The organism is Aureimonas sp. CAS (genome assembly GCF_059838215.1).
In genome coordinates this window covers 3,122,776-3,149,288 of sequence record NZ_CM187563.1, presented here as the reverse complement: position 1 = coordinate 3,149,288, position 26,513 = coordinate 3,122,776, and the positions used below count along the sequence as shown (strand labels likewise).

Here is a 26,513-nt window from a genome sequence, read left to right as displayed (position 1 = left end):
TTGCCGATCGAAACCCAACGGCGACGGCAGAGCGCCGCGCGTCCGATCCGGACGCACGACGCTCTGCCCGTCAGCCAACCTTCGAGCTCAGCGGCCGATCCGCTACTGGATCGCGCCGACCTCGCGATAATAGCGCTCGGCGCCGGGATGCAGCGGGACGGGGCTTTCGCCGACCGCCGTCTCCAGCGAGATCGCCGATGCGGCCGAATGGGCCGAAACCATGCGCGGCAGGTTCTCGAAGAGAAGCTTGGTCATCTGGTAGGCCGTCTCGTCGCTGACGTCCTCATGGGTCACCAGGAAGTTGACGACCGCCGCCGTCTCCACATCCGCATCCTGGCCCCGATAGGTGCCGGCCGGGATGACCGCCGACTGATAGGGAGCCCCGATGGAATCGACCAGCGTGGCCGGGATCTCGACGATCGTGGTCGGGTTGGTGGTCGACAGATCCTGGATCGAGGCGACGCCGAGCCCCGCGGACTGGAGCGTCGCGTCGAGCTGGCGGTTCTTCATCAGCTCGACCGACTCGGCGAAGGGCAGGTACTGGACCTGGCCGAGATCGGAATAGCTCATGCCGGCCGCTTCCAGGATCGCGCGGCTGTTCAGCTCGGTGCCCGAGGCCGGCGCGCCGACCGACAGGCTCTTCCCGCGCAGATCCTCGAGCGTGGTGATGCCGCTGTCGGCGGTCGCGACGAGCTGGATGTAGTTCGGATAGATCGCCGCGATGCGGCGCAGCTTGGTCAGCGGCTGGCGGAAGCCCGCCTCGGTGTCGCCCTCCCAGCCGGCGACCAGCGAATCGCCGAGCGAGAAGCCGATCTCGCCGCGGCCCTGCTCGAGAAGGTTCAGATTCTCGACGGACGCCTTGGTGGCCTGGACCTGCGTGCGCGCGCCCTCGATGCCTTCGCCGTAGATTTCCGAAAGCGCGACGCCGAGCGGGTAGTAGACGCCCGAGGTGCCGCCCGTCAGCACGTTGATGAAGTCCTGGGCCTTGGCCGCGACGGGCGCGGAGGCGGCGAAGGCGAGCGCGAAGGCGCCGATGGCGGCTCTATGGCGTAGGTTCAGCATTGTTCCTCCCAGAACGCGGCGACCGTACGGAGCTCCCCTTGCGGCACCCGATCGCCCTCCAACGAGCGCTACAACGACCCTGCGGGCATGACAAGCGGGCATCGCCCGATGGCCGGGTTTCGGGACAGTCCGCCGCGCCCGTCCGACGCTTCTCAGCGCGCGATGCGAAGGGCCGAGATCTCGTCGCTGATGGCGGAGAAGGCCGCGAGCAGATCGTTGGAGTTGCGCGCGTCGTAGTAGAGCTTGGCGCCTCTTCCATCGATGCCGTTCGAGGCGCAGTTGCGTAGCCGCTCCTTCACCGGGCTGCCGTCCTTGAGGTCGAAGGCGATGGTGAAGACCACCACGCCGTCGCCGCCGTCGTCGTTCGAGCCGTCCTTCTTCATGTTCTCGCAGACGAGGCTCATCGCCACGTTCATCGACTCCGTGATGTTGGCGATCGCAGCTCTCGCTTGGACCGAGGGCGTCGCCTCGAACATGCGTCCCGTGCGAAGAATCTCGTGACCTGTCAGCGGATTCTTCTCAATGATCTGGCCGAAGCCGTAGGTGCCGAAAGCCGATCTGTTAGCGTTGTTCATTTCTATCTGAGGAGAACCTGCATTGTAGGTGTTCTCGCCATCCGTCATCAGGACGAGAACCTTCAGGTTCTCTTTCGTGTCGCGGGGACGACCTTCAGTAAACGGCTCGCCGCTCGACAACGTACGCCAGCCCCAAGCGAGACCCTCGGCGATGTTCGTGCCGCCCAAAGGCTGCATGGCGCGGACCGCTGAAAGAACGTTCGAGCGCGACGCCGTGAGTGGTGTGATCGGGGTCGTGGTGCAAAGATAGTTCGGGCTTGGAGCCGGAATGCCTGAGCCAGGCGAGCGATTGTTGATGCGCGAAGAGTCAAAGTATCGGCGGACGTCACGTTGGACTCTCAGGTTGTTAAGGTCACCGCTGGACGACGATGAATCGTCCATGTATCCATTTCGCAGATACCAGTAAGTATTGTACCAATAGTACTCGGAAGGCGAAAACAACGGTACAAAGAGAGTTGCGGGTCGGCTTGAGGTGGGCGCGGCATCGGTTACCGCATGGCCTTCGGGCCGTGAGGCGATGCACCCGCCCCATCCCCAACTGGATCCACCCAGGGATCGTGTGCGCTCGAACATCGTAAAACGGGTTAGCGGGTTGCCCAGCGTATCGCGCCATGAGCCGTCGACCCAGCGAACGGCCATCCGGCCACCCACCCGCCAATTGGTCCAATCGAGGTCGTCGTGATGCATCGGGTTGATGCCGACTGTGTCCATCCATGAGGCGTTGGCATATTGCGTGCCGACATTCACCGAGCCCGCGAAGGGCACGACCGAAATCTTGACGGGGTCCACGTTGTTGGCCAGCGGGCGCGGCGCGAGAAGCTGCTCGACGAGGCGCTCGGTCGCGTCTTTCAGCGTCGTCATCTTGACGGTCCCGCCGCCGGCGGGCGGGTCCCTCATCGAGCCGGAATTGTCGAGAACCAGCGCCATCTCGACCGAGCGGTTGCGCACGACGACCTCGCTCGACATCGCCAGATGCCAGGTCTCGTGGTCGATCCGGCCGCCGGTCAGCCCCTTGATCGCCGTGCCGAAGAAGGTCGGCTCGTCGCGCGAGGCTGAAACGCGCAGGACGTTGTCGCCGCCGACCCGCGTGACGCCCTCATAGACGAAGTCCGTGTTGTCCTGCGCGCCGCGAGCCTCGTTGGCGAAGAACATCGCCCGCGCCCATTTCTCGATCTCGGCATGGTCGGAGGTGCGGCCGAACTCCTTGGCTGCGCCGAGCGCCGCCGCGTCCAACGAGCGCTGCATGCTCCACTTCGCCGCCTCCACCTTGGAGGTGTCGACGGCGAGACCCGCGACGATGACGAAGAGCGGCGTCAGAAGCGCGAAGATGATCGCGACGTTGCCCCGGCGGTCGAGGGCGAGCCTGCCGATCGCCTTCATACCGCGTCCCCGACGCTCTCTGCGGATGGGATCGGAGTTCAGGACCATGGGATGACGCTGCCCCTGCGAGGACGGTGCGAAAAGGTCCGCTCGAAGCGCAGTCCCGCCTCGGGAATTGCGAAATCGAACAGGGGGCGGTGCGTGTAGCTGACGGTCGAGAGGACGAAATAGGCGTCCTTGATGCCCCGGAGCTCGGTCGGCAGGGTGTAGCGGGTGCCCTTCGCACGCCCGGCGACCGATCCGCGCCGTTCCCAGTCGATGGTCGCCTTCCCGTCGGCGTCGACGGTCACCGTCGTGACGGTGATCTCGAGCTTGTCCCTGCCGGAGGTGCCGACGAGGGCGTTGGAGACCAGCATGACATTGGCCATGCGGGTGGAATTCATGGCCGGCGAGCGGGCGATGATGCCGCCGACGGTTTCCGCCGCGCTGTCCACCTTGCGCTTGGCGATGATCGCCTGGGACGCCTCGAAGGTGCCGAGGTAGAAGAGGAGCATCACCGGCAGGATGAGGGCGAACTCCACCGCGACCGCGCCGCGGCGGTCGGTCCTGAAACGGGAGAGGAGGCGCTTCAAGGGCGACATGCCGGGCTCAACAGGTCACGTGCTGGCTCGTCACGCTCCCGAACGGCTCGTTCATGAAGGCGGCGACGGAATAGAGGATGGCATTGCCGTTGGTGTCCGACGCCAGCCGGTTCAGGACGGCGGTCGTCCAGGGCCATTCGTAGTAGGCGCGCAGCACCGTGATCGTGTCCTGAGCGCCCGGATCGAAGCAGAAGGTGGACGAGTCGATGCTGCCGTCCTTCATCTGGAAGTCCGGGATCGGGGTTCCGGCCGGATAGGTCCGAAGGTCGAGCTTCAGCCGGTCGCAGGACATCAGGATATCCACGCGGTCGCAGATCTGGGCACGGAAGCCGTCCGCGTCCATGTCGCTCGCCTGGACCTGCCCGGTGAGGACGTTGCGGGCGGCGGTGTTGACCGCGTCGTTCAGGAACACCCCCGCCGTCGTCGCGAGCGCGGTCTCGATGATGGCGAAGATGATGAAGAAGAAGGGGCCGGCGATGAGCGCGAACTCGACGGCGGTCACGCCCGACCGGTCGCGCCGGAAGCGTCGGAGAAAGGCTCGAAGCGTGGGGCTCGGCGAACGGCTCATGCGCCCGAATGGACCGCAAAACCATAAAAAGAGCCTGAAATCTCAGAAGCGATTTCGACCTATGATTTCTTCTCCATGAGGCTGTGGCGGCGGAGCTTCGCGTCCGCCCATAGGGTGCCGATATCGGGAGGCGACAAAACTTGTCTCGTGCGACCGGTTGCGCGCGCGGACCCGGCGGCGGAAGAATGAGCCGCTATGGCATGCGCGGGTCGGGGCCGCGCCGGACAGGGCCGCGCCGGGCGCGCCTCCGTCCGCGAGCCGGGAGGAACCGATGGACGCCCAGACGAGCGCGACGATCAAGGCGAAGGGCATCTTCGTCGACAACGAGTGGACCGCCGGATCGACCGGCCGCACCATCGAGGTGAAGGCGCCGGCCACCGGCGAGACCTTCGCGGAGATCGCGGCGGGCAGCGCCGAGGACGTGGACCGGGCGGTGAAGGCCGCCCGGCGCGCGCTCGACGAGGGAGCCTGGGGCCGCATGAGCGCGGTGGAGCGCGGCCGCATCCTGTCGCGTCTGGCGATCCTGATCGCCGACAATTCGGAGGAGCTGGCGCAGCTCGAGGCCCGCGACACCGGCAAGCCGATGCGCCAGGCCCGCGCCGACATCGTCGCGACGGCGCGCTATTTCGAGTTCTACGGCGGCGCGGCCGACAAGGTTCACGGCGAGACGATCCCCTTCCTGCCCGGCTATTTCGTCGCCACCGAGCGCGTGGCCCACGGCGTGACCGGCCAGATCATTCCGTGGAACTATCCCGCGCAGATGTTCGGGCGCACGCTCGGCCCGGCGCTCGCCATGGGCAATGCCTGCGTGATGAAGCCTGCCGAGGACGCGTGCCTGACGCCGCTCCGGCTGGCCGAGCTGGCCGCCGAGGCGGGCCTGCCGGACGGCGCTCTGGGCGTCGTGCCGGGGCTCGGCGAAGAGGCCGGCGCTGCGCTCACCGCCCATCCCGGCGTCGATTTCCTGTCCTTCACCGGCTCGCCGGAAGTCGGCACGATGGTGCAGATCGCGGCGGCGAAGAACCACATCGGCTGCACGCTCGAGCTCGGCGGCAAGTCGCCGCACATCCTCTTCGGGGACGCCGATCTCGAAACAGCCGCCGGCGTGATCGCGACCACCATGGTGCAGAATGCCGGCCAGACCTGCTCGGCCGGGTCGCGCGTTCTGGTGGAGCGCGGCGCCTACGACCGGGTGGTCGAGGACCTCGCCGCCCGCTTCTCGAAGCTGACCGCCGGCACGCCGGAGATGGACCTGGAGCTCGGCCCCGTCATCAACGCCAGACAGAAGAAGCGCATCGAGGGCTTCTTCGAGCGGGCCGAGACGGCGGGCGTGCCCGTGCTCGCCGAAGGGCGGATCGCCGACGGCGTCCCGCCCGGCGGCTATTTCATCGCGCCCCGCATCTACGGGCCCGTGCCGCGCGCCAACGAGCTGGCGACGCTCGAAGTGTTCGGCCCGGTTCTCTCGGTGCTGCCCTTCGACGACGAGGCCGACGCGGTGGGCCTCGCCAACGGCACGGACTACGGGCTGATGGCGGCCGTCTGGTCGCATGACGGCAACCGCGCGCTTCGCGTGTCACGCCAGATCAAGGCGGGGCAGGTCTATATCAACGCCTTCGGCGCGGGCGGCGGCATCGAGCTGCCCTTCGGCGGCATGAAGAAGTCCGGCCACGGCCGCGAGAAGGGCTTCGCCGCGCTTCACGACCTCTCGACGCTGCGAACCACCATCGTCAAGCACGGCTGAACGGGCTCGGCCGGCGCTCGCAAGAGCGCTTGCCGAGGCTGATCGAACGGATGCGTCTGCGCTGCGCGACAGGCGTCCCGTTTCGCGCGCGGGAAGGGTGCAGACCCCAGGTTGCAGGCCGTTTCCCGGTCCCGCCGCCGCGATCGCAGGCATACCGCTTCCTTATCGCTCGGGCAGCGAAAGCCTATTGGCAAAGCGAATGTCTTGGGGGGCAGTCTTTCCCTGCCGCGGGGGAGCGGCGAGGGAGGAAGACATGACGCGTACCGCAACGGGCTTGGGGGTGCTGGCGCTTGCGTTGGCGGCCTCGACGGCCTTCGCTCAGGAAAAGCCGTCCGAACTGCGGATCGGCATCACCACCTATTCGTCCGGTCCGGCCTCGGTCTTCGGCGTTCCGGCGCGGCGCGGCGCCGAGATGCTGGCCGCGCAGCTCAACGAGCGCGGCGGCATCCAGGGCGTGCCGGTCTCGCTGACCTTCATCGACGAGGGCGCGGGCGTCGAGACGCTGACGTCCGAATATCGGCGCCTCGTCGACGGTGATCTGGTGGACGTGATGTTCGCCTCGATCTCGTCCGGCGTCTGCAACAACATCGCGCCGCTGGCGGAGGATCTGGAGATCCTCAACTTCATGTGGGACTGCGGCACGCAGCGCATCTTCGAGGAGGACGAGTACGACTGGGTCTACCGCACCCAGGCGAATGCGACGCCCGAAGTCCTCGCGCCGCTGCTCTACCTCATCGAGCACAATTCCGACTTCCAGACCATCGCCGTCGTGAACCAGGACTATGCCTGGGGCCGCGACAGCTGGCACATCTTCTCGACCGCGCTGAAGACGCTGAAGCCCGACGTCGAGATCGTCGCCGAGCTGTTCCCGGCCTTCGGCGCGCCGGACTATTCGGCCGAGGTGTCGCGCCTGCAGGCGCTCTCGCCCGACGTCATCCTCTCCACCTCCTGGGGCGGCGACCTCGACACCTTCGTGCGCCAGGCGAACCAGCGCGGGCTCTTCGCCAATTCGCAGTTCGTCCTGCCGCTCGCCGAATCCTCGCTCGAGCGTCTGGGAACCGACCTGCCGGAGGGCGTGATCGTGGGCGCGCGCGGCGACCACTACTTCCTGCACCCCGAGCGCAAGGACGACGAGGACTTCCGCGCCTTCGTCGATGCGTTCCGGGATCAGACCAACAGCTGGCCGATCTACTCGGTTTTCCACATGGCGCAGGCCTTCGCCGCGCTCGAAGCGGTCTACGACAAGGCCGCCGAGGCCAATGGCGGCGCCTTCCCGGATCGAGAGCAGGTCCGCGAGGCGATGGACGGGCTGGAGTTCCAGGGCTTCGGCAGACCCCTGACGATCCGCGAGGACAATCAGGGCGTCGAGGCGCAGCTCGTCGGCATCACGCGATCCGACGAGGCCTATCCGTTCAAGATCATCGACGACATGGCGATCTACGACGCCACGCAGATCATGCCGCCGGTCGGCGAGGAGTCGATCGACTGGATCGAGGGTCTGGGGCCGGACTTCCTCGAAATCCGCGGCGACCGCTTCCAGCACGGCGACTGAGGCCGCCCGGAAGGCAACGTCCTGCGAGGGCGCCGGTCCGGCCGGCGCCCCTTGCCTCCCCGCATCGAGAGGTCCCGCCGCGCCCATGACGCTGAACATCGCCCTGATCGCGATCCTGGACGGATTGTCCTACGCCTCGCTGATCTTCCTCGTCGCCGTCGGCCTGACGCTGATCTTCGGCGTTCTTGGCGTCCTGAACGTTGCCCATGGCAGCCTCTACGCGCTCGGCGCCTACACGGCGGCGACCTTCGGCGGCCATCTGACGGCCAATGGCTGGAACCCGTGGCTGACCTACCCGGCGCTCCTGGCCGCCGCGCTCGTGGTCGGCATCGTCGTCGGCGGGCTCATCGAGAAGCTGCTTCTGCGCCGCATCTACGACAAGGACCCGGTCCTCCAGCTCCTCGTCACCTTCGCGGTCTTCATGATCCTGGAGAACGTCCAGCGCATGGTCTGGGGCGTGCAGCCCTACTACATGGCCTCGCCGCTGCAGCTTCTCGGCAATGTCAGCGTCTTCGGGATCAACTACACCGCCTACCAGACCATCCTCCTGCCGTCGCTGGCCGTCCTGACGCTCATCGGCCTTCGCCTGTTCCTGCGGCGCACCAATGCCGGCGCGCAGATCCTCGCCGTCACCGAGGACCGGGAGGCGGCGACCGCGATCGGCATCAACGCGACGCGGGTCTATTTCGTCACCTTCGTCGTCGGCGCGATCCTCGCGGCCCTCGGCGGCGCGCTCGCCACGCCCACGACCTCCGTCGTGCCGGGCATGGGGGCGAACATGATCGTCCTCTCCTTCGCGGTCGCCGCCAGCGCCGGGCTCGGGCAGATCGAAGGTGCCGCGCTGTCCGCCCTCGTCATCGGCCTCGCCCGCTCCTTCGCCGTCTATCTGGCGCCCGAGCTGGAAGTGCTGATGCCCTATCTCATCATGGTGCTGATCCTGCTCTTCCGCCCCTTCGGCCTGTTCGGCACGGTCCAGGCGAGGAAGATCTGATGCGCCGGATCGCCCTTCTCATCGCCGTCGCCGCGCTCCTCGCCCTGCCGTTCTTCGCGGGCGGCCTTCTGACCCTCTCCACCGTCGTCCTCGCCAAGGCGCTCGCGGTCCTCGGCGTCTTCCTCCTGCTCCAGGCGGGGCAGGTCTCCTTCGGCCACGGCATGTTCTTCGCCGTCGGCGCCTATTCGGTCGCCTATATCGGCGGCTGGTGGCGCGACGCCGATCTCATCCTCCTGACGCTGGCGGCGATCGCCGTCTCGGGGGTCGGCGGCCTTCTCGTCGGGCTCTTCGTCGCCCGCTACCGCTACATCTTCTTCGGGATGCTGAATCTGGCCTTCTCGATGGTGCTCTTCGCGGTGCTGGAGAAGTTCTTCCACCTCACGGGCGGCACGGACGGCATCCGCATCCGGCGCCCGACGCTGCTCGGCTTCGAGTTCGGCCGGGGCCAGTTCGACCTCGTCCTCTACTATTTCGTCCTGGCGCTGGCGCTCGTCTCCGCCGTCCTCGTCTGGCAGTATCTGCGCTCGCCCATCGGACAGGCGCTGAAGGCGCTGAAGGTCAACGAGACGCGGCTCGAATATATCGGGCTGTCGGCGCGCAACACGATTCTCGCCGCCTACGTCTTCTCGGCGATCCTGTGCGGGCTGGGCGGCCTGTCGCTCGGGATCGTGCAGGGGCTGGCGACGCCCGACTACACCTTCTGGACGCGCTCCTCCGAATTCGTCTTCATCGCGGTTCTGGGCGGAACCGGCCATGTCGTCGGGGCCTTCGCCGGCTCCTTCGTCTACGAGCTGGTCCGCTTCTATGCGGCGGCCCTTCTGGAGGACAGCTGGCAGCTGATCCTCGGCATCGTCCTCATCGCCATCATCCTCGGCGCGCCCGGCGGCATCATCGATCTGCCGCGCCGCTTCGGCCTGCGCAAGGACGGGCCGGCGAGCGGCGGGGGAGCCGGACGATGAGCGCGGCCCTCCTGCAGGCCCGCGGCCTCGAAATCCGCTTCGGCGGCGTTGTCGCGGCCAACGGCATCGACCTCGACGTGAACGAAGGCGAGAACCTCGCCATCATTGGCCCGAACGGCGCCGGCAAGACGACCTTCCTCAACATCTGCACCGGCTATCTCAAGCCGCAGGCGGGGTCGGTCACGTTTCGGGGCGCCGAACTCCTCGGCCAGCCGCCGCGCCGCATCACGCGGCTCGGCATCGCACGCGCCTTCCAGATCCCGCAGCTCTTCGTCGAGCACACGGTCCTGGAGAACATGCTTCTGGCCGCCGCCGTGCGCGAGCGCGCCTGGAACCCGTTCCGCGCGCTGCACGCCCTGCCGCAGAAGGGCGAGATGCTGGACCTTCTCGCGCTCGTCGGCTGCGCCGATCTGGCGGACCGGAAGGCGTCCGACCTCCCGGAGGGCCAGCGCAAGCTCGTCGACATCGCCATCGCCCTGGCGCTGAAACCCCGGCTTCTCCTGATGGACGAGCCCACCTCGGGCGTCGCCTCGGCCGACAAGTTCCAGGTGATGGAGATCCTCGTCGCGGCGCTGAAGACGGCCGGCGTCTCCTCGGTCTTCGTGGAGCACGACATGGAGATGGTGACGCGCTACGCCAGCCGCGTCGCGGTCTGGAGCGAGGGGCGGATCCAGATGGCGGGCGAGCCGGCCAAGGTCCTGTCGGACCCGGACGTCATCCGCACGGTGATCGGAGGATGAGCGCGATGCTGGCATTCGAGCAGGTGGACGTCTCCATCCAGCGCATTCCGATCCTGCGCGGCATCGGCTTCGAGATCGGCGAGGCCGAGACCGTGGCGCTCGTCGGGCGCAACGGCGCGGGCAAGACGACGACGCTGCGCTCGGTGATGGGATTCACCGACGTTGTGGCGGGGCGCATCCTCTTTCGCGGGCAGGATCTGGCGCGCGTCGAGCCGCATGCCCGGCCGGCGCTCGGCCTCGGCTACGCGCCGGAGGACCGGCGGCTCTTCTCCCGCTTCACGGTGGAGGAGAACGTGCTCCTTCCGGCGCGCGTGGCGAAGCTTTCGGCCGAGGAGACGGCGCGCCGGCTCGGCCGCGTCTACGACGTCCTGCCCGAACTGAAGACCCTGGCCGAGCGGCCCGCCGGCTCGGTCTCGGGCGGGCAGGGCAAGATGGTCGCGCTCGGCCGCGCCTTGATGCTGGCGACGCGCCTTCTTCTCCTCGACGAGCCCTTCCAGGGCCTCGCCCCCGTGCTGGCCCAGCGCTACGCCGAGGCGCTGGGCCGCCTGCGGGACGTGGCGCCGGACATCGCCGTCATCATCACCGAGTCCAACCCGGCCTTGCTCGAACGCTTCGCCGTGCGCACCATCACCATCGAACGCGGCGCCATCGCCTCCGACCGGAGGACGGCCGCGTCCGCGGCCTGAACGGGGCGGGTCCCGCGAAAGATCGAGGAGGAAACGACAAATGCAGAGCGAAACACAGTCGAACGGCGCGGGGCGTCTCTCCGGCAAGGTCGCGATCGTCACGGGTGCGGGCTCGGGCTTCGGCGAGGCGATCGCCCATCTCTTCGCGCGCGAAGGGGCGACGGTCGCCGTCTTCGACATCAATCGCCAGAACGCCGAGCGCGTGGCCGGTGCCATCGGCGGCTCGGCCCGCGCCTTCATCTGCGACGTCGGCGTGAAGAGCGAGGTGGACAGGGCCGTGGCGGAGGCGGCGAGCGCCTTCGGCGCGCCGGACGTCGTCGTCAACAATGCCGGCTGGACCCACCGCAATCAGGCGCTCCTCGACATCGACGAGGAGACCTTCGACAAGGTCTTCCGCATCAACGTGAAGTCGATCTACCTCATGACCATGGCGACGGTGCCGCTCATGAAGGAGAAGGGCGGCTCGGTGGTCAATGTCGGCTCCACCGCCGGCATCCGGCCGCGCCCCGGCCTGACCTGGTACAACGGCACCAAGGGGGCGGTGAACCTCCTGTCGAAGTCGCTCGCGGTCGAGCTCGCGCCGATGAAGATCCGCGTCAACGCGCTGTGCCCGGTGATGGGGGAGACCGCGCTCCTGGAATCCTTCATGGGCGTGGAGGACACGCCGGAGAACCGGGCGCGATTCGTCTCCACCATCCCGCTCGGCCGCCTGTCGCGGCCCGAGGACATCGCGCGGGCGGCGCTCTATCTGGCGAGCGACGAATCCGAGTTCATCACCGGCGTGCTCCTGCCCGTCGATGGCGGGCGCACGGTCTGACGCCGCCATGAGCCGTTCCACCCGCGCCGCCCTCCTGCGCTCCTCGCCCGTCGGGCGTCCCTTCGACGAGACCCGGCCGCTTTCGATCGAGACGGTGGAACTCGCCGAGCCGGGGCCGGGCGAGGTGCTCGTCCGGGTCCGCGCCGCCGGGCTCTGCCATTCCGACCTTTCGGTGATCGACGGGGTGCGCCCGCGCCCGGTTCCCATGGTGCTCGGCCACGAGGCGGCGGGCGTGGTGGAGGCGCTGGGACCGGGCGTGGAGGATCTGGCGCCCGGCGACCATGTGGTGATGGTCTTCGTGCCCTCCTGCGGCCATTGCAGCCCCTGCGCCGAAGGGCGCCCCGCGCTCTGCGAGCCCGGCAACGCAAGAAACGGGGAGGGCGCGCTCCTCTCCGGCGCGCGGCGCCTGCGCTGGCACGGGGGGGCGGTCCATCATCACGTCGGCGTCTCCGCCTTCGCCGAACATGCGGTTCTGTCGCGCCGCTCCCTGGTGAAGATCGACGAGGACATTCCGCTCGAGATCGCGGCCCTCTTCGGCTGCGCGGTGCTGACGGGGGTCGGCGCCGTCATCAACACGGCGGGCGTCAAGGCGGGCGAGAGCGTCGCGATCATCGGCCTCGGCGGCGTTGGCCTCGCTGCCCTCATCGGGGCGGTGGCGGCGGGCGCCTCTCGCATCGTCGCGCTGGATCTTTCGGCCGAGAAGCTCGACATCGCCCGCGGCCTCGGCGCGACCGACGCCTTCGACGCGGCCGATCCCGGAACGATCGATGCGGTGCGCGCTGCGACCGGCGGCGGCGTCGATCATGCGGTGGAACTCGCCGGCTCGGCGCGCGCGCTGGAGCTCGCCTTCGCCGTGACGCGGCGCGGCGGCTCGACGGTGACCGCCGGTCTCGCGCCGCCCTCCGCCACCATGGCGCTCTCGCCGCTGCGGCTCGTCGCCGAGGAGCGCACGCTCAAGGGCTCCTATGTCGGGAGCTGCATTCCCTCCCGCGACATTCCGCGCTTCGTGTCGCTCCACCGGTCCGGCCGGCTTCCGGTCGACCGCCTGATGACGAGCACGGGCACGCTCGACGACATCAACGAGGGCTTCGAGGCGCTCGCCGCCGGCCGCACGGTCCGCCACGTGCTGAGGCTCTGAGGTTCCGGCGCTGGCGAGCGGGCCTGCGGGGAGCCCGCTCGCTGTCGCCTACAAGGCTCGCCGGGTGGCCGGCGCGACGTGGGAGGAAAGGAACATGCAGCTCAGTCATCGTTTCAGAACCGATCGGCGCGGCTTTCTCACCGGCGCGGCCGCGCTCGGCCTCGGCGCCTCCGCCCTCGGCAGCGGCCTCGCCCAGCCCGCGCGGGCGGCGGCTCCGATGCTCGGAAACCGCCCGCCGGCCTGGTATCGCTTTCCGATCGGCGCCTTCGAGGCGACGGTCGTCTCCGACGGGCGCCTCGATCTCGGCAGCGCGAACGACCAGTTTCCCGAAGCCGACCCGGAGACGATCCGCCGCATCCTCGACGAGGAGTTCCTGCCGGTCGCCCCGATGATGCTGGAGCAGAACGCCATGGTGCTGAACACCGGCGACAAGCTCGTCCTCTTCGACACCGGCATGGGCACGGCGCAGAATTTCGGCCCTCTCTCGGGCCGTCTCCTGGACAACATCCGCGCCTCCGGGATCGAGCCCGACCAGATCGACGCCATCGTCCTCACCCACGGCCATCTCGACCATTGCTGGGGCATCATGGCGGACGACGGGACGCGCAACTTCCCCAATGCGCAGATCTACATGAGCGAAGCCGATTTCGACTTCTGGACCGACGAGGCCAAGCTCTCGGCGGACGGCTTCCTGCCGACCTTCGTGGAAGGCGCGCGGCGCAATCTCCTGCCGAACCGGGACCGGATGATCTACGTGAAGGACGAAGGCGAGGTCCTGCCCGGCATCACCGCGCTCTCGACGCCGGGGCACACGGTCGGCCACACCTCCTATCTGATCGAATCGGACGGGACGAGCTACCTCTTCGTCGGCGACGTGGTTCATCACTACGCGCTCCTCTTCCTGCACCCGGAATGGGAGTTCGCCTTCGACACCGATCCGGGGCAGGCGGCCCAGACGCGAAAGCGCCTGTTCGACCGGGCCTCGGCGGACCGGCTGACCATGGTCGGCTATCACTTCCCGTTCCCCGGCATCGGCAACATCCGGCCGAGCGGCAACGCCTTCACCTATGTTCCGAAGGCGATGGACCTGACCTGAAGGCTCTTGCGGGACCGAGAGGACCGGACGGCGGCGGCAACGCCGCCGTTTTTTTGTTCGTGCTGCCTCTCCCGCCCTCGTTCACGCGGCGCTGAACGGCGTGTGAACGGGGCCTTCAGCACGCGTTCCGCCGGCCGGGCTCAAGGTGCGGGCATTCCTTCCACGAGCCGAAGCGCTCTTGCCGGAGATGCCCCGATGATCCGCCTGCCCCTCGCCACCGCCGCCCTCGTCGTCCTCGCCGGCCTCACCGCCACGGCGCCCGCCTCCGCCAACGACGTGCGCATCGACCAGTATGGCTGGTCCAACTCCGTCGGCGGCACGCAGAACGGCTACCGCAACCGCATCCGCGTCCACCAGGACGGCCGCTACAACCGCTCGGTCGGCGACCAGCGCGGCACGCGCAACCTCTCGGTCGTCGGCCAGGAGGGGCGCAACAATCACGGCGCGACCTACCAGACGGGTCACCGCAACTCGGCCGGCATCGGCCAGTTCGGCACCAATCACACCTCGATCCTGACGCAGGACGGCAACGGCAACATCGCGGCAGGGGTGCAGGTCGGGCGCGGCTGCTCCGCCGACGTCGCCCAGCGCGGCAGCGGCAACGTCACGGCCTTCGTCCAGGCCTGCGACTGAGCCTCGAGCCTTCGCCTTCCCTTCCGCTCCCGTTCATGAGGTCCGCCATGCTTCCGATGCGTCGTCACCGCCGGCTCGCCGCCGTCCTGGTTCTTCTCGGTGCCGCCGGCGCCGCCATCGCCGCCCCGGCCGGCACCTCTTCCGGCCCTTCGGCGGCGGGGAGGTCGTCCTCCGCCGCCGAATGCGAACTGCAGGTCACGCGCGGGGTCGGATCGGTGGAACTCCTCGCGCTCGCCCATGCGGCGAGCGGGTCCGAGGGCGAGTACGATCTGCGCGTCTCGGGACGCGGAACGAACATCCGCCAGGGCGGGCCTTTCGCCACCGGCCCGGGCGGCACCGCCGAGCTCGGCATGGTGACGCTCGGAAGCGGCGGAGCGGCCTACGTCGCCGACCTCGACATCAAGGTCGGCGGCAAGACGATCTCCTGCTCGCGCCGCATCGGCGGCGGGAGCTGACGGGAACATCCAGTCCGCCGCTCAGCCGGGCGGCGGGCCTTCGGACCGATCGAACGACAACGCCCGGCATGAGCCCGGCACCGGAGACCTCCATGACGACCGCATTCCTGAAAGCCGCCGCGACCGCTCTCGTCCTCGGGCTCGCGGCCCCGATGACCCTGCCGGCGCCCGCGGCGGCCGCCGGGCAGATTTCCTTCTCCCTCGCGCCGACCGACCGGCAGAGCGCCGGCACGGTGGAGACGGGGCTTCGGCTCTATTCGCTCTACAAGGGCATTAAGGACGGCTCGATCCGCCAGCGCGGGCACGACAACAGCGCCGGGCTCGCCCAGCGCGGCCGCGGCAATCTCGGCATCGTGCAGCAGCGCGGCAACGGCCATTCGGGCACGCTGGAGCAGAACGGCGACCGCAACGCCTACGGCCTCTTCCAGTTCGGGCGCGGCGCGCGCGACGCCGTGGTGCAGTCCGGCAACGGCAATTCCGGCGCGACCTTCACCTACGGCTGGTGATCGGGGCGCGGACATCGGCGCTCGCGCTTCCTATATGCGGTGATCCCGGATCGTTTCGTCCGGGTGATGCCGGAGGAGGGCGAAATGAGCGTCGCGTTCGTGAAGGAGCCGAACGAGGATCAGGTCGAGGCGCTGCCCGAGCGCGATCTCGGCACCGATCCGAACTTCGTCACCGAACGCGGTCTCGCCCTTCTGGACGAGGCCATCGCCAGGAGCGAGGCGGCGCTAGAGACGGCGCGCGCGGCCGGCGACAAGATCGCGGTCGCCATGCTCAACCGGGACCTGCGCTACTGGCGCGCGCGTCGCTCGACCGCTCAGCTCGTCGTGCCCGAGGCTGAGAGCGAGATCGTCCAGTTCGGCCATTCGGTGTCGCTCAAGCGCGAGGACGGCGGCATCCAGACCTACCGGATCGTCGGCATCGACGAGGCCGACCCGCGCGAGGGCCGCATCTCCTACCTCTCGCCCATCGCACGCCAGCTCGTCGGCAAGGAGGAGGGCGAGAGCGTCCGCGCCGGGCCGCATGACGCCGTGATCGTCGCGATCGAGATCTAGTGCGTCCTTTGTGCGTCCGTACGGACGCACAAAGGACGCACTATCTATGAATCTGCGCATCAGGCTTTCCGAAAATCGGAATCGATTTTCGGGCCGATGCTGTAGCGCTCCGTCTCGCGGGCGGCCTCGACCAGATGGTCGTGGAAGCGCTGCGCGGCGGTGGAAAGGCTTCGGCCTTCGTGGCGCACGATGCCGATGACGCGCGTCTTGACCGGGGCGCGCAGGGGGATCGCCGCGAGCCCCTCCGTTCCCATCAGGCACATGGCGAGGCGCGGCACGGCGGCAATGCCGAGCCCGGCGCGGACCATCGCGCCGCAGATCGGCAGTTCACCGTCGCATTCGAGGGCCGGCGCGGGCGACAGCCCCGCCTGCCGGAAGGCCTCCTCGGTGAGCGGGCGAATGCTGCTCGAAGGCGGCGTGGCGATGAAGGGGCGCTCGGTGAAGACCGACCAGGGAAGATCACGCGCCGCGGCGAGCGGATCGTCGCTCCGGCAGACGAGGACGAAGCCGTCATCGGCCAGCGGCTCGAACAGGAGCCGCCCGCCGGGCGGGGGCGGGGTCGAGACGACGAAATCGACGTCCCCGCTTTCGACCGCCGCGACGAGGATCGCGGCGGTGCGGCCGACGAGCCGGAAGCGCACGTCCGGATAGCGCGTGCGAAACCGCGCCATGGCGGCCGGCAGCATGTGGACGCCGAGCGAGGGAAGCGTGCCGAGGACCACCTGTCCGCTCCGGCCTTCGACGAGCCGCACCAGATCGGAGAAGCTGTCGTCGAACTCGGCGACGATGCGCCGGGCGATCGGCAGAAGCTCCTGCCCGGCCGCCGTCAGGGCCACCTTGCGCGTGTCGCGGTCGAAGAGGCGAGCGCCGAGCGTCGCCTCGATATGGGCGATGGTCCGGCTGAGTGCGGGCTGCGAGACGAAGCTGCGCTCGGCCGCGCGGCGGAAGCTCATCGTCTCGGCGACGCCGAGGAAGGCCTTGAGCTGCTGCGGGGTCAGGTCGATCCGGATCGACATGATGAAGTCCTCCGGTGATGCGAAAAACGTATCACACCGATCAGGACAATTCACTTCCCGGCATCAGTCTCGGGCGCTACCCATGGTGATCCGAACGCGAGCGGGGAGGCGAGCGTGTCAGACAGTGCGGCACGGCCCCTGGCCGGCATCCGGGTGATCGAGCTCGGCCAGGTCCTCGCGGGTCCCTTCGCCGGCAGCATCTTCGCCGATCTCGGCGCCGAGGTCCTGAAGATCGAGCGTCGGGACGGGGGCGACGACGCGCGCCGCATGGGCGCCGACTTCCGGCACGGCGACGCCCTGACCTTCCACATCTTCAATCGCGGCAAGAAGTCGATCGCGCTCGACCTGACGTCGCCGGACGGCCTTGGGTCCTTCGAGCGGCTGGCCGCCGAAGCGGACATCCTCGTCCACAATCTTAGGCCGGGCGTGACCGACAAGCTCGGGATCGACGGACCCTCGCTCTGCGCACGCCATCCGCGCCTGATCTATTGCGAGATTTCCGCCTTCGGCCATCTGGGGCCGCTGTCGCGGAGCCCCGGCTACGAGCCGCTCGTCCAGGCCTATAGCGGACTCTCCGCCATCAATGGCGGGCCGGACGATCCGCCGACGCGCATGGGCGCCTCGCTCTGCGACCAGGGCTCGGGCATGTGGGCCGTGATCGGGGCGCTGTCGCTTCTGGAACGCCGCCGGACGACGGGCCGAGGCGGTCTCGTCCAGACCTCGCTCCTGGAAACCGCGATGAGCTGGGCGGCGCAGAAGGCCGACGCCTTCGTCAACGAGGGGAGCCTTCCGGCGCGTCACGCCTCCGGCCATCCGGGCATGGTGCCCTACGAGGCCTTCGACACCTCGGACCATCCGGTGCTGATCTGCTGCGGCAACGACCGGCTCTTCGCCAAGCTCGCCCGGCTCCTCGATCGGGCGGACTGGGTGGAGGACGAGCGGTTTCGCACCAATCGCGACCGCCTCCTGAACAAGGACGACCTCCTCGGCCAGATCCGCGCGATTCTTGCGCAGGATACGCGCGCGCGCTGGCTCGAACGGCTCGGTGCGGCCGGGATCCCGAGCGCGCCCGTCAACAGCCTGCCGGAGGCGCTGGCCGAGCCGCAGGTCGAGGCGCTCGGCATCCACCGGCGCGTGCCGGGGGAGGATTTCGCGCTGACGGCGCTGCCGCTCAGCCTCGACGGCGTGCGGGCGAGCCCGGCCGGCCCCGCGCCGCGGCTCGGAGAGCACGACGAGCGCGCGCAGACCGTTGCACCGGGCGCGGTGACGCAACAAAAAGGCTTGGGAAAGCCGGGAGGAGAGAGACCATGAGGATGAGTTCGAAGATCGCGGCGGCGTTCGCCGTCGCCTTGGCGGCGGCCCTGCCGGGCGCAGCGTCCGCGCAGGACTACAATGCGCAGCCTCTGCGCCTCGTCGTCCCCTTCGGGCCGGGCAGCGCGACGGACCAGATCGCGCGCGGGCTCGGGCAGGCGCTGACCGAGCTGTACGGCATCCGGGTGATCGTGGAAAACAAGCCGGGCGCCGGCGGCTCCATCGGGGCGCAGGACGTGGCGAACGCCGCGCCGGACGGCCACACGGTGCTTCTGTCCACCAACTCCACGCATGCGGCCAATCCGCATCTCTACGCCAACCTCTCCTACGATCCGGTCGAGGACTTCCAGCCGGTGACGCTGCTGGCGCGCGGCGCCATGCTGATGGTCGTCAACGCGCAGTCGCCGATCGAGTCGGTCGCGCAGTTCATCGAGGAGGCCAAGGCCCGTCCGGGCGAGCTCTCCTTCGGCGAGGGCTCGTCGTCGAGCCGGGTCGGGGCCGAGATGTTCAAGCAGCTCGCCGACATCGACATGGTCCACGTGCCCTATCCGAGCAACCCGAACGCCCATCTCGACCTGATGGGCGGACGCATCGACGTCGTCTTCTCCGACGTCGCCAGCACGCTGCCCCACGTTCAGGGCGGGGCGCTGCGCGCGCTCGGCTTCACCGGTGCCGAGCGCGCCCCGAACCTGCCGGACCTGCCGACCGTCGCGGAACAGGGCGTGGAAGGCTACGAGGTCTCGTTCTGGTTCGCGACCTATCTGCCGGCGGGCGTTGCGCCCGAGACCGTCGCCAAGCTCAACGAGATGTTCATCGCGGCGAATGACCAGCCGGTCATGCAGTCGATCCGCGAGACCGGCGGGGCGGAAATCTTCACCTCGACGCCGGAAGAGCTCGCGGCCTTCCAGATCGCCGAATCGGAGCGCTGGGGCGAGGTCATCCGCGCCGCCGGCATTGAACCGCAATAAGACGGGGAGGGGCGATGCGCCGATCGCGCCGCCCCGTCGACGGAAGGCTCAGAAGCCGAGCGCCATGCCGTCCTTGCGGCTGTCGGACCCGCCTTCGAGCCCCTGATCGCCGATGCGGATGGCCTGGCTGCCGCCGATCGGGCTCGTCACGATCTTCAGGACGTGGCCGCGCCGTTGCAACTCGGCCCGGACCGCCTCGGGGATCGTAGGCTCCACCTCCAGTACGCCGTCGAAGGCGAAGCTGCGGGGCTCGTCCATCGCGGCCTGGAGATCGAGTCCCCGGTCGATGACGGCGGACAGGAAGGCGGCGTGCCCGGCCGCCTGATAATGTCCGCCCATGATGCCGAAGGGCATGACCGGCCGACCCTCCCGCATCACCATGCCCGGAATGATCGTATGCATCGGGCGCTTGCCCGGGCCGATGGCGTTGGGGTGCCCTTCGATCAGCCGGAACGAGGCGCCGCGGCTGTGGAAGAGGATGCCGGTCTTCGGGTCGAGCCGCGTCGATCCGAAGCCGTGGAAGAGCGAGTTGATCAGGGAAAGGGCGTTTCCGTCCTCGTCGACGACGCTGAGATAGATCGTGTCGCGGTGTTCGGGCTCGTCCCAGAGCGCTGGCGCGAGGGCGCGCTTCATGTCGATCCGCGCCCGCATGGCGGCGATGGCCTTGGGGTCGAGCAGCCGTTCGGCGAGGCCCGGACAGACGCTCGGATCGGCCAGCAGCGCGTCGCGGTGGTGATAGGCGATCTTCGTCGCCTCGGCCTGCAGATGGATGCGGTCCGCTTCGTTCATTTCAAAGAGATCGAAGCCCTCCAGGATCTTGAGGATCAGGAGCGCGGCCAGCCCCTGGCCGTTCGGCGGGCATTCGTAGATGTCGAAGCCGCGATAGTTCGCGTGGATCGGCTCAACCCATTCGGCGCCGTCGCGCCCGGCCGCGAAATCCTCGATCGTGTGGAGGCCGCCGAGGCCGGAGAGATAGGCGACCATCGTCTCGGCTGTCGCGCCCTCGTAGAACGCCGCCGCGCCGCCTTCGGCGATCTGCGACAGGAGATCGCCGAGACGCGGCTGGCTGTGGCGCGTGCCCGCGACCGGGGGCCTTCCGTCCGGCAGGAAGACCGCCGCCGCGTTCTCGTCGCCGCCGACGATCTCGGCGCTCCCGGCCCAGTCGGCCGCGACGCGCGGCGTGACGGGGTAGCCCTCGCGCGCATAGCCGATCGCGCGGCGGAAGATGTCGGACAGCGGCTTCGACCCATGGTCGGCGTGGAGACGGCACCAGCCCGAGACCGCGCCGGGCACCGTGATCGCATGCGGACTCGTGCGGGGAATCTCGTCCGTCAGCCCCGTCTCCCGCAGGGCTTCGATCGTCGCCGCCGCCGGCGCCCGGCCCGAGCCGTTCAGCGCCTTCGGCGTTCCGCCCTTGGGAGTGTAGAGCGCGAAGCAGTCTCCGCCGATCCCGGTCATTAAAGGATCGACCACGCATTGGACCGCGAGCGCCGCCAGCCCCGCATCCACCGCTTTGCCGCCGCTCTGCAGCGTCTCCAGCCCCGCCGAGGTCGCCAGGGGATGCGACGTCGCGACCATCGCCCGTCCGGCGTAGGTCGATGGGCGGCGGGCGGAGAAGAAATCGAACATCGGGTCGGGGCCTCGTCGTGATCTGTCCGGAAGCGGGCGGCGGCTCGATCCGCACCGAATGCTCCGGGACGGAATCGGAATCGCGGGGCGCATCTTGCACGAAGCCCGGCGTCCCGCGACCCCGTATCCGTTCGCGTCCGGCCGATGCGTCGCCAGGACGCGAACGCCGATCGGAAGCGCCGAACGTCGCTCGGGCGTCAGAGAATGTCACAGCGATGTCTGAGAAAAACTGGAGCGGGCGAAGGGATTCGAACCCTCGACCCCAACCTTGGCAAGGTTGTGCTCTACCCCTGAGCTACACCCGCCCGCTCCTCGCGGAAGCGCTTCAAAGCGCCGCGAACGGGGGCTATATGACCCAAGCCTCAGCGGAATGCAAATCGAAAATGACACACGATATCACTTCTTCCGATCGACCCCTTCCCAGCCTTGAGGAAGCGCAGGTTCTGGCCGCTCCGCTCTTCGCCCGGCTGACCGAACTCGGCATCGAAACGACGACGGTCTGGCATGAGCCGGTTTTCACCGTCGGCGAAAGCGACGCGCTCTACGAGCGAATCGACGGGGCCCACACCAAGAACCTCTTCGTGAAGGACAAGAAGGGCCGCTTCTTCCTTCTCGTCTGCGACAAGGACACGTCGGTCGATCTGAAGGGCGTCCATCGGCTGGTCGGCGGGCAGGGGCGGGTCTCCTTCGCGGGGCCCGACGCGATGGCGGCCCATCTCGGCGTCACGCCCGGCTCCGTCACCGTCTTCTGCGCGATGAACGACCGCGAGGGCGCCGTCACGATCGTCCTCGACGAGGCGATTCTCGCGCAGAAGACGATCAACGCCCACCCGCTGACGAACCGCGCCACGACCTCGATCGGGCGGCAGGACCTCTTGACTTTCATCGAGGCCGGCGGACATCGACCACTCGTCGTCGACTTCGGTGCGAGCGCACCCGAGAGCCTCTAAGAACGGATCGGTCCCATGAGCGACAATTCCTACGCGCCCGGCAGCGGCGGTTACGGCCGCCAGACCACGACGCCGATCGCCGCCGCCGACGCGGGCGGGACGAACGCTCTCGTGAAGGACACGACGACGGCGAAGTTCGCCGACGACGTCGTCCGCGAATCGCGCAACCAGCCGGTTCTCGTCGACTTCTGGGCGCCCTGGTGCGGCCCGTGCAAGCAGCTGACGCCGATCCTGGAGCGGGCCGTGCAGGCGGCCGGCGGCAAGGTGAAGCTCGTCAAGATGAACATCGACGAGCATCCCTCCATCGCCGGCCAGCTCGGCGTGCAGTCGATCCCGGCCGTCTTCGCCTTCGTCGGCGGACGCCCGGTGGACGGCTTCATGGGCGCGCTGCCCGAAAGCGAGGTGAAGGCCTTCATCGACCGCCTGCCCGGCGCCTCGGGCGGCGCGGCGTCCGATCCGGTCGCTGAGGCGCTGGCCCAGGCCGAGGAGCGCCTGAAGGCGGGCGACGCGGCCAATGCCGCGCAGATCTTCGGCGCGGTCCTCCAGCACGACCCGGAGAACGTCAAGGCGGCCGCCGGCCTCGCTTCATCCTTCGTCGCCTCCGGCGACATCGAGGGCGCGCGCGCCGTCACCGAGCAGATGACGCCCGAAATGCTCGCCGATCCGGCCTTCGCGAGCGTCCTGACGAGCCTGAAGCTCGCCGACGAGACCGCCGCGCTGGGCGATCCCGTCGCGCTGCAGGCCCGGCTGGAGGGCGATCCCGACGATCATCAGGCGCGCTTCGACCTCGCCCTCATCGCGCAGGCGAGGGGGGAGCGCGACGAGGCCGCCGGCCATCTCCTGGAGATCATCCGGCGCGACCGGACCTTCGACGACGACGGTGCGCGTCGAAAGCTTCTGGAGTTCTTCGACGTGTGGGGCCCGATGGACCCAGCGACAAAGGACGCGCGTCGCAAGCTCTCCTCGCTCCTCTTCTCCTGAGCGCAGGACGAGGGGCGGAGCCCTTCGTCGCGCCCCTTGCGGGGACGGGGGCGCGCGCCAGTTGATGGCGCGAACGATTGAACGAGACGAGGTGCCTCGTGGCTCAGGCGGGCAACCGGAACTACACGACGGAGAGCGAGATCCCTTCGGTGGTGGCCGTCTTTCCGCTGGAAGGCGCGCTTCTCCTGCCGGGCGGGCAGATGCCGCTCAACATCTTCGAGCCGCGCTATCTGCAGATGATCGACGATGCGATGGCCGGCTCGCGGATCATCGGAATGATCCAGCCGCATTTGTCGGGCCACCGGAACGAGGCGGGCGAGCCGGAGCTCTGTTCCGTCGGGTGCCTGGGGCGGATCACCTCGCTGACCGAGACCGGCGACGGGCGCTACCTCATCACGCTCCACGGCGTGGCGCGCTTCCGCGTCGAGGAGGAGATCGAGACGAAGGAGCCCTACCGGATCTGCAGGGTCAAAAGCTTCCTCGCCGACCTCTCGCTGGAAAAGGAGGCGGCGGAGGTCGATCGCGAATCGCTGCTGGCCGCCTTCCGGCTCTATCTCGAGGCCAACCAGCTCGAGGCCGACTGGGAGAGCGTGACCAAGGCGTCCAACGAGACGCTGGTCAACGCCCTTTGCATGATGTCGCCCTACGGAGCGGCGGAGAAGCAGGCGCTGCTCGAAGCGCCCGATCTGAAGACGCGCGCCGAGACGCTGGTCGCGATCACCGAAATCTCCCTGGCGCGAGAGAGCGGCGACGACGGCAACGGCCCGACGCTGCAGTAGACGGCCCCGAGGCTCGGCGCGAAGGGCGGAACGAAGGTGTCCCGATGACGGACGAGGCGGCAACGGGGGACGAGACGGGCAGCGAGGCGGCGGCCGAGACTCCGGTTCGCAACGGACGGGTCGTGATGCCCGACCCGAAGCTTCTGGAGCTTCTGGTCTGCCCGGTCACGCGGGGCCCGCTCGCCTTCGACGCGAGAAGGGGCGAGCTCGTCTCGAAGGGCGCCCGGCTCGCCTATCCGATCCGCGACGGAATCCCGATCATGCTGCCCTCCGAGGCCCGGAGGATCGAGGACGGTCCTGCGCTATCGGGCAAGTAGAGCCCGCCGCCCGGTCGGGGGCGACGGACGTTCCTCCTGCCGGGGATCAGCGGCCCCAGCGCAGCGCGATCGGGTCCGCCTCGCGGGCCAGCTCCAGGAGCCCGGCGCGCGTCTGCGGATGCAGCGGCTCCAGCGGGTGGCGCACATGGTCGCTGGCGATCACGCCGCCTTCCATCATCACCGTCTTGGCCGCGCGAAGACCGCACTGGCGGTTCTCGTAGTTCACCAGCGGCAGCACGCGGGCATAGGCCTTCGCGGCCTCGGCGCGGTTGCCCGCCCTGTGGTTGTCGATCACCGGCCGAAGCAGGTCGGGCAGCATGGCGCTCGACATCGTGCCGGTCGCGCCCGCGTCGAGATCGGCCATCATGGTGATGGCCTCCTCGCCGTCGAAGGGCCCCTCGATCGCATCGCCGCCCAGCTCGATCAGCGCGCGCAGCTTGGCGGCGGCGAAGGCCGTCTCGATCTTGAAGTAGCGCACCAGCGGCAATTCGCGGGCGAGGCGCACGAGGAAGGGCACCGAAAGGGTGACGCCGCTCAAGGGCGCGTCCTGAACCATGACGGGAATGCCGGCGGCCTCGGAGACCTTCGCGAAGTGCTCGAAGGTCAGCGCCTCGTCGGCCTTCAGCGCCGCGCCGTGATAGGGCGGCATGAGCATCAGGAGGGCGGCGCCCATCTCGGCGGCCTCGCGCGAGCGCTCGGCCGCGATGCGGGTGGAGAAGTGCGAGCAGGTGACCATGACCGGCACGCGTCCCGCCGCCTGTTCGAGGCACAGGCGCGTGAGCGTGCGGCGCTCCTCGTCGGTGAGGAGGAACTGCTCGGAATAGTTGGCGAGGATGCAGATGCCGTCGACGCCCTGATCGACCATGCAGTCGATGACGCGGCGCATGCCTTCGAGGTCGAGCTCGCCGTCCTGCGTGAAGGGCGTCGGCGCGACGGGAAAGAGGCCGCTGAAACGCGGCGACGGGGACGGTGACGTCATGGCGGCGGATCTCGCATCGATTCGGGGTGGCCGCGTCGAGCTCCCAATCGCGCGGCGACATCCGCTTTAGCCGGTCGAAGGCGGGCCGAAAAGGCTCTTTCCCCTGCCGCGCGCCGCGGGCCGCACGAAATCACCGGCCCGGCCGTTCGGTCAAAGGATCTTGCCGGGATTCATGATGCCGAGCGGGTCGAGCGCCCGTTTGACGGCGCGCATGGCGGCGAGCGCGGCGTCCCCGTGCTCGGCGGCCATGTATTTGCGCTTCTCCTGTCCGACCCCGTGCTCGCCGGTCGAGGTGCCGCCCATGGCGAGCGCGCGCTCCACGAGCCGGTCCACGAAGGCCTTCACGGTCGCGATCTCGTCCTTCGAATCGCGGTCGAAGAGCGGGGCGACGTGGAAGTTTCCGTCGCCGACATGGCCGACGATGGTCGCCAGAATGCCGGAGGCATCGAGGTCCTCGGCCGTTTCGGCCACGCAGTCGGCGAGGCGGGAGAGCGGCACGCAGACGTCGGTCGCCAGATTCGTCGCGCCCGGCCGCAGCGAGAGATTCGCCCAGTAGGCGTCGTGGCGCGCCTGCCAGAGCCGGTTGCGCTCGTCGGCGTCGGTCGAGCCTTCGAACGGCCCGCCGCCGCACTCTTCGGCGATGCCCGCGAAGAGTTCGGCCTGTTCCCTCACGCCGGTCGGCGTGCCGTGGAATTCCACGAACAGCATGGGCGTCTCGGGCAGCGTCAGCTTCGAATAGGCGTTGGAGGCGCGCACGGCCGGGGCGTCGAGGAGCTCGACGCGGGCGATGGGCACGCCCGCCTGGATGGTCGTGATCGCCGCCTCGCAGGCCGCGCGCACGCTGGGGAAGGGGCAGATGCCGCCGAGCACGGATTCGGGAATGCCGCTGAGCTTCAGCCGCAGCTCGGTGATGATGCCGAGCGTGCCTTCCGAGCCGACCAGGAGCCGCGTCAGATCGTAGCCCGCCGAGGACTTGCGCGCCCGCCCGCCCGCCTTGACGACCGAGCCGTCGGCCAGCACGGCCGTCAGCCCGAGGACGACGTCCTTCATCGTGCCGTAGCGCACCGCGTTGGTGCCGGAGGCGCGTGTCGCGGCCATGCCGCCGAGCGAGGCGTCGGCACCCGGATCGATCGGAAAGAAGAGCCCGGTCTCGCGAAGGGCCCGGTTGAGCGTCAGGCGCGAGACGCCTGGCTGCACGACGACGTCGAGATCGGTCGCGTTCACCTCCACGATGTCCGTCATCTCGCGCGTCGAAACCGTGATTCCGCCGAAGGGCGCGTTGACGTGCCCTTCGAGCGAGCTGCCCGCCCCGTAGGGCACGATGGGCACGCGGGCGTCCCGGCAGATCTCGACGATCGCCTGCACCTCCCGCGTGTCGCGCGGGAAGACCACCGCGTCGGGCGCGAGCGGCCTGATCCAGTTGAGATTGTGCGCGTGCTGGTCGCGCACCGCCTGCGCGCTCGACAGCCTGTCGCCGAACCGTTCGCGCAGCGCCGCGACCGCCGGTTCCACGGCGCCGTAGGCGCTCTCGCTCTTTCGTGCCAGGCTCATCGC

At 68.9% G+C, this 26,513-nt stretch carries 27 protein-coding genes and 1 tRNA gene; 19 read left to right on the top strand and 9 right to left on the bottom strand.

The window, feature by feature from the left end; all coding sequences use genetic code 11:
* Positions 1–102: 102 nt before the first annotated feature.
* The 4 genes from AC6R2M_RS15185 to AC6R2M_RS15170 form a co-directional block, all read right to left on the bottom strand.
* Positions 103–1,062: a TAXI family TRAP transporter solute-binding subunit gene (locus AC6R2M_RS15185; protein ID WP_500483551.1), complete on the bottom strand. Its 960-nt coding sequence runs from the start codon at positions 1,060–1,062 to the stop codon at positions 103–105.
* Positions 1,063–1,214: 152 nt separating this feature from the next.
* Complete coding sequence (locus AC6R2M_RS15180; RefSeq protein WP_500483549.1) at positions 1,215–3,017, bottom strand: pilus assembly protein TadG-related protein; 1,803 nt, start codon at positions 3,015–3,017, stop codon at positions 1,215–1,217.
* Between the two features lie 38 nt (positions 3,018–3,055).
* Positions 3,056–3,598, bottom strand: a complete 543-nt coding sequence (locus AC6R2M_RS15175; RefSeq protein ID WP_500483547.1) for a TadE/TadG family type IV pilus assembly protein — start codon at positions 3,596–3,598, stop codon at positions 3,056–3,058.
* Between the two features lie 7 nt (positions 3,599–3,605).
* Positions 3,606–4,100, bottom strand: a complete 495-nt coding sequence (locus tag AC6R2M_RS15170; RefSeq protein ID WP_500483545.1) for a TadE/TadG family type IV pilus assembly protein — start codon at positions 4,098–4,100, stop codon at positions 3,606–3,608.
* A gap of 337 nt (positions 4,101–4,437) precedes the next feature.
* On the opposite strand from AC6R2M_RS15170, the gene AC6R2M_RS15165 reads away from it, so the two are divergent.
* The 13 genes from AC6R2M_RS15165 (at position 4,438) to AC6R2M_RS15105 (ending at position 16,029) form a co-directional block, all read left to right on the top strand.
* Positions 4,438–5,904, top strand: a complete 1,467-nt coding sequence (locus tag AC6R2M_RS15165; protein ID WP_500483543.1) for an aldehyde dehydrogenase family protein — start codon at positions 4,438–4,440, stop codon at positions 5,902–5,904.
* Positions 5,905–6,157: 253 nt separating this feature from the next.
* Positions 6,158–7,456, top strand: a complete 1,299-nt coding sequence (locus AC6R2M_RS15160) for an ABC transporter substrate-binding protein (protein WP_500483541.1) — start codon at positions 6,158–6,160, stop codon at positions 7,454–7,456.
* Between the two features lie 85 nt (positions 7,457–7,541).
* Positions 7,542–8,447 (top strand): branched-chain amino acid ABC transporter permease, encoded by a 906-nt coding sequence (locus AC6R2M_RS15155; protein WP_500483539.1) that lies wholly within the window; start codon positions 7,542–7,544, stop codon positions 8,445–8,447.
* On the top strand, positions 8,447–9,406 hold the full coding sequence (locus tag AC6R2M_RS15150; protein ID WP_500483537.1) for a branched-chain amino acid ABC transporter permease: 960 nt from the start codon (positions 8,447–8,449) through the stop codon (positions 9,404–9,406). The genes AC6R2M_RS15155 and AC6R2M_RS15150 overlap by 1 nt, the downstream gene beginning before the upstream one ends.
* Positions 9,403–10,146 (top strand): ABC transporter ATP-binding protein, encoded by a 744-nt coding sequence (locus AC6R2M_RS15145; protein ID WP_500483535.1) that lies wholly within the window; start codon positions 9,403–9,405, stop codon positions 10,144–10,146. The genes AC6R2M_RS15150 and AC6R2M_RS15145 overlap by 4 nt, the downstream gene beginning before the upstream one ends.
* Positions 10,147–10,151: 5 nt before the next feature.
* Positions 10,152–10,832, top strand: a complete 681-nt coding sequence (locus tag AC6R2M_RS15140) for an ABC transporter ATP-binding protein (RefSeq protein ID WP_500483533.1) — start codon at positions 10,152–10,154, stop codon at positions 10,830–10,832.
* A 40-nt stretch (positions 10,833–10,872) separates the two neighbouring features.
* On the top strand, positions 10,873–11,649 hold the full coding sequence (locus AC6R2M_RS15135) for a glucose 1-dehydrogenase (RefSeq protein ID WP_500483531.1): 777 nt from the start codon (positions 10,873–10,875) through the stop codon (positions 11,647–11,649).
* Positions 11,650–11,656: 7 nt separating this feature from the next.
* Positions 11,657–12,787: a zinc-dependent alcohol dehydrogenase family protein gene (locus tag AC6R2M_RS15130; RefSeq protein ID WP_500483529.1), complete on the top strand. Its 1,131-nt coding sequence runs from the start codon at positions 11,657–11,659 to the stop codon at positions 12,785–12,787.
* A gap of 94 nt (positions 12,788–12,881) precedes the next feature.
* Positions 12,882–13,883: an MBL fold metallo-hydrolase gene (locus tag AC6R2M_RS15125; protein WP_500483527.1), complete on the top strand. Its 1,002-nt coding sequence runs from the start codon at positions 12,882–12,884 to the stop codon at positions 13,881–13,883.
* A gap of 195 nt (positions 13,884–14,078) precedes the next feature.
* Positions 14,079–14,516 (top strand): curlin, encoded by a 438-nt coding sequence (locus AC6R2M_RS15120; RefSeq protein WP_500483525.1) that lies wholly within the window; start codon positions 14,079–14,081, stop codon positions 14,514–14,516.
* 47 nt (positions 14,517–14,563) lie between these two features.
* The gene (gene csgH, locus AC6R2M_RS15115; protein ID WP_500483523.1) at positions 14,564–14,971 is read left to right on the top strand and encodes a curli-like amyloid fiber formation chaperone CsgH; all 408 of its coding nucleotides are present in this window, start codon (positions 14,564–14,566) and stop codon (positions 14,969–14,971) included.
* Between the two features lie 92 nt (positions 14,972–15,063).
* The gene (locus tag AC6R2M_RS15110; RefSeq protein ID WP_500483521.1) at positions 15,064–15,477 is read left to right on the top strand and encodes a curlin; all 414 of its coding nucleotides are present in this window, start codon (positions 15,064–15,066) and stop codon (positions 15,475–15,477) included.
* An 84-nt stretch (positions 15,478–15,561) separates the two neighbouring features.
* On the top strand, positions 15,562–16,029 hold the full coding sequence (locus AC6R2M_RS15105; protein ID WP_500483519.1) for a GreA/GreB family elongation factor: 468 nt from the start codon (positions 15,562–15,564) through the stop codon (positions 16,027–16,029).
* Between the two features lie 59 nt (positions 16,030–16,088).
* Here AC6R2M_RS15105 and AC6R2M_RS15100 read toward each other — a convergent pair whose 3' ends face one another.
* Positions 16,089–17,045, bottom strand: a complete 957-nt coding sequence (locus AC6R2M_RS15100; protein WP_500483517.1) for a LysR family transcriptional regulator — start codon at positions 17,043–17,045, stop codon at positions 16,089–16,091.
* 114 nt (positions 17,046–17,159) lie between these two features.
* Between AC6R2M_RS15100 and AC6R2M_RS15095 the strand changes: the two genes are divergently transcribed.
* The gene (locus AC6R2M_RS15095; RefSeq protein WP_500483515.1) at positions 17,160–18,356 is read left to right on the top strand and encodes a CaiB/BaiF CoA transferase family protein; all 1,197 of its coding nucleotides are present in this window, start codon (positions 17,160–17,162) and stop codon (positions 18,354–18,356) included.
* Positions 18,353–19,324, top strand: a complete 972-nt coding sequence (locus AC6R2M_RS15090; RefSeq protein WP_500483513.1) for a Bug family tripartite tricarboxylate transporter substrate binding protein — start codon at positions 18,353–18,355, stop codon at positions 19,322–19,324. Before AC6R2M_RS15095 ends, AC6R2M_RS15090 begins: the two co-directional genes overlap by 4 nt.
* Positions 19,325–19,372: 48 nt before the next feature.
* Here the strand turns inward: AC6R2M_RS15090 and AC6R2M_RS15085 are convergent, their stop codons facing one another.
* Both AC6R2M_RS15085 and AC6R2M_RS15080 read right to left on the bottom strand, forming a co-directional pair.
* Complete coding sequence (locus AC6R2M_RS15085; protein WP_500483511.1) at positions 19,373–20,953, bottom strand: gamma-glutamyltransferase family protein; 1,581 nt, start codon at positions 20,951–20,953, stop codon at positions 19,373–19,375.
* Positions 20,954–21,183: 230 nt separating this feature from the next.
* A tRNA-Gly gene (locus tag AC6R2M_RS15080) sits at positions 21,184–21,258 on the bottom strand.
* A 78-nt stretch (positions 21,259–21,336) separates the two neighbouring features.
* Here AC6R2M_RS15080 and AC6R2M_RS15075 point away from each other — a divergent pair.
* The 4 genes from AC6R2M_RS15075 (at position 21,337) to AC6R2M_RS15060 (ending at position 23,980) form a co-directional block, all read left to right on the top strand.
* Positions 21,337–21,903, top strand: a complete 567-nt coding sequence (locus tag AC6R2M_RS15075) for a prolyl-tRNA synthetase associated domain-containing protein (RefSeq protein WP_500483509.1) — start codon at positions 21,337–21,339, stop codon at positions 21,901–21,903.
* Positions 21,904–21,918: 15 nt separating this feature from the next.
* Positions 21,919–22,884: a thioredoxin gene (trxA, locus tag AC6R2M_RS15070; protein WP_500483507.1), complete on the top strand. Its 966-nt coding sequence runs from the start codon at positions 21,919–21,921 to the stop codon at positions 22,882–22,884.
* A gap of 98 nt (positions 22,885–22,982) precedes the next feature.
* The gene (locus AC6R2M_RS15065) at positions 22,983–23,663 is read left to right on the top strand and encodes an LON peptidase substrate-binding domain-containing protein (RefSeq protein WP_500487623.1); all 681 of its coding nucleotides are present in this window, start codon (positions 22,983–22,985) and stop codon (positions 23,661–23,663) included.
* Between the two features lie 125 nt (positions 23,664–23,788).
* Positions 23,789–23,980 (top strand): Trm112 family protein, encoded by a 192-nt coding sequence (locus tag AC6R2M_RS15060; protein WP_500487622.1) that lies wholly within the window; start codon positions 23,789–23,791, stop codon positions 23,978–23,980.
* Between the two features lie 46 nt (positions 23,981–24,026).
* On the opposite strand, the gene AC6R2M_RS15055 is transcribed toward AC6R2M_RS15060, so the two are convergent.
* The gene (locus AC6R2M_RS15055) at positions 24,027–24,959 is read right to left on the bottom strand and encodes a dihydrodipicolinate synthase family protein (protein WP_500483505.1); all 933 of its coding nucleotides are present in this window, start codon (positions 24,957–24,959) and stop codon (positions 24,027–24,029) included.
* A 150-nt stretch (positions 24,960–25,109) separates the two neighbouring features.
* Positions 25,110–26,510, bottom strand: coding sequence for an FAD-binding oxidoreductase (locus AC6R2M_RS15050; protein WP_500483503.1), 1,401 nt, complete (start codon positions 26,508–26,510; stop codon positions 25,110–25,112).
* Positions 26,511–26,513: the final 3 nt, after the last annotated feature.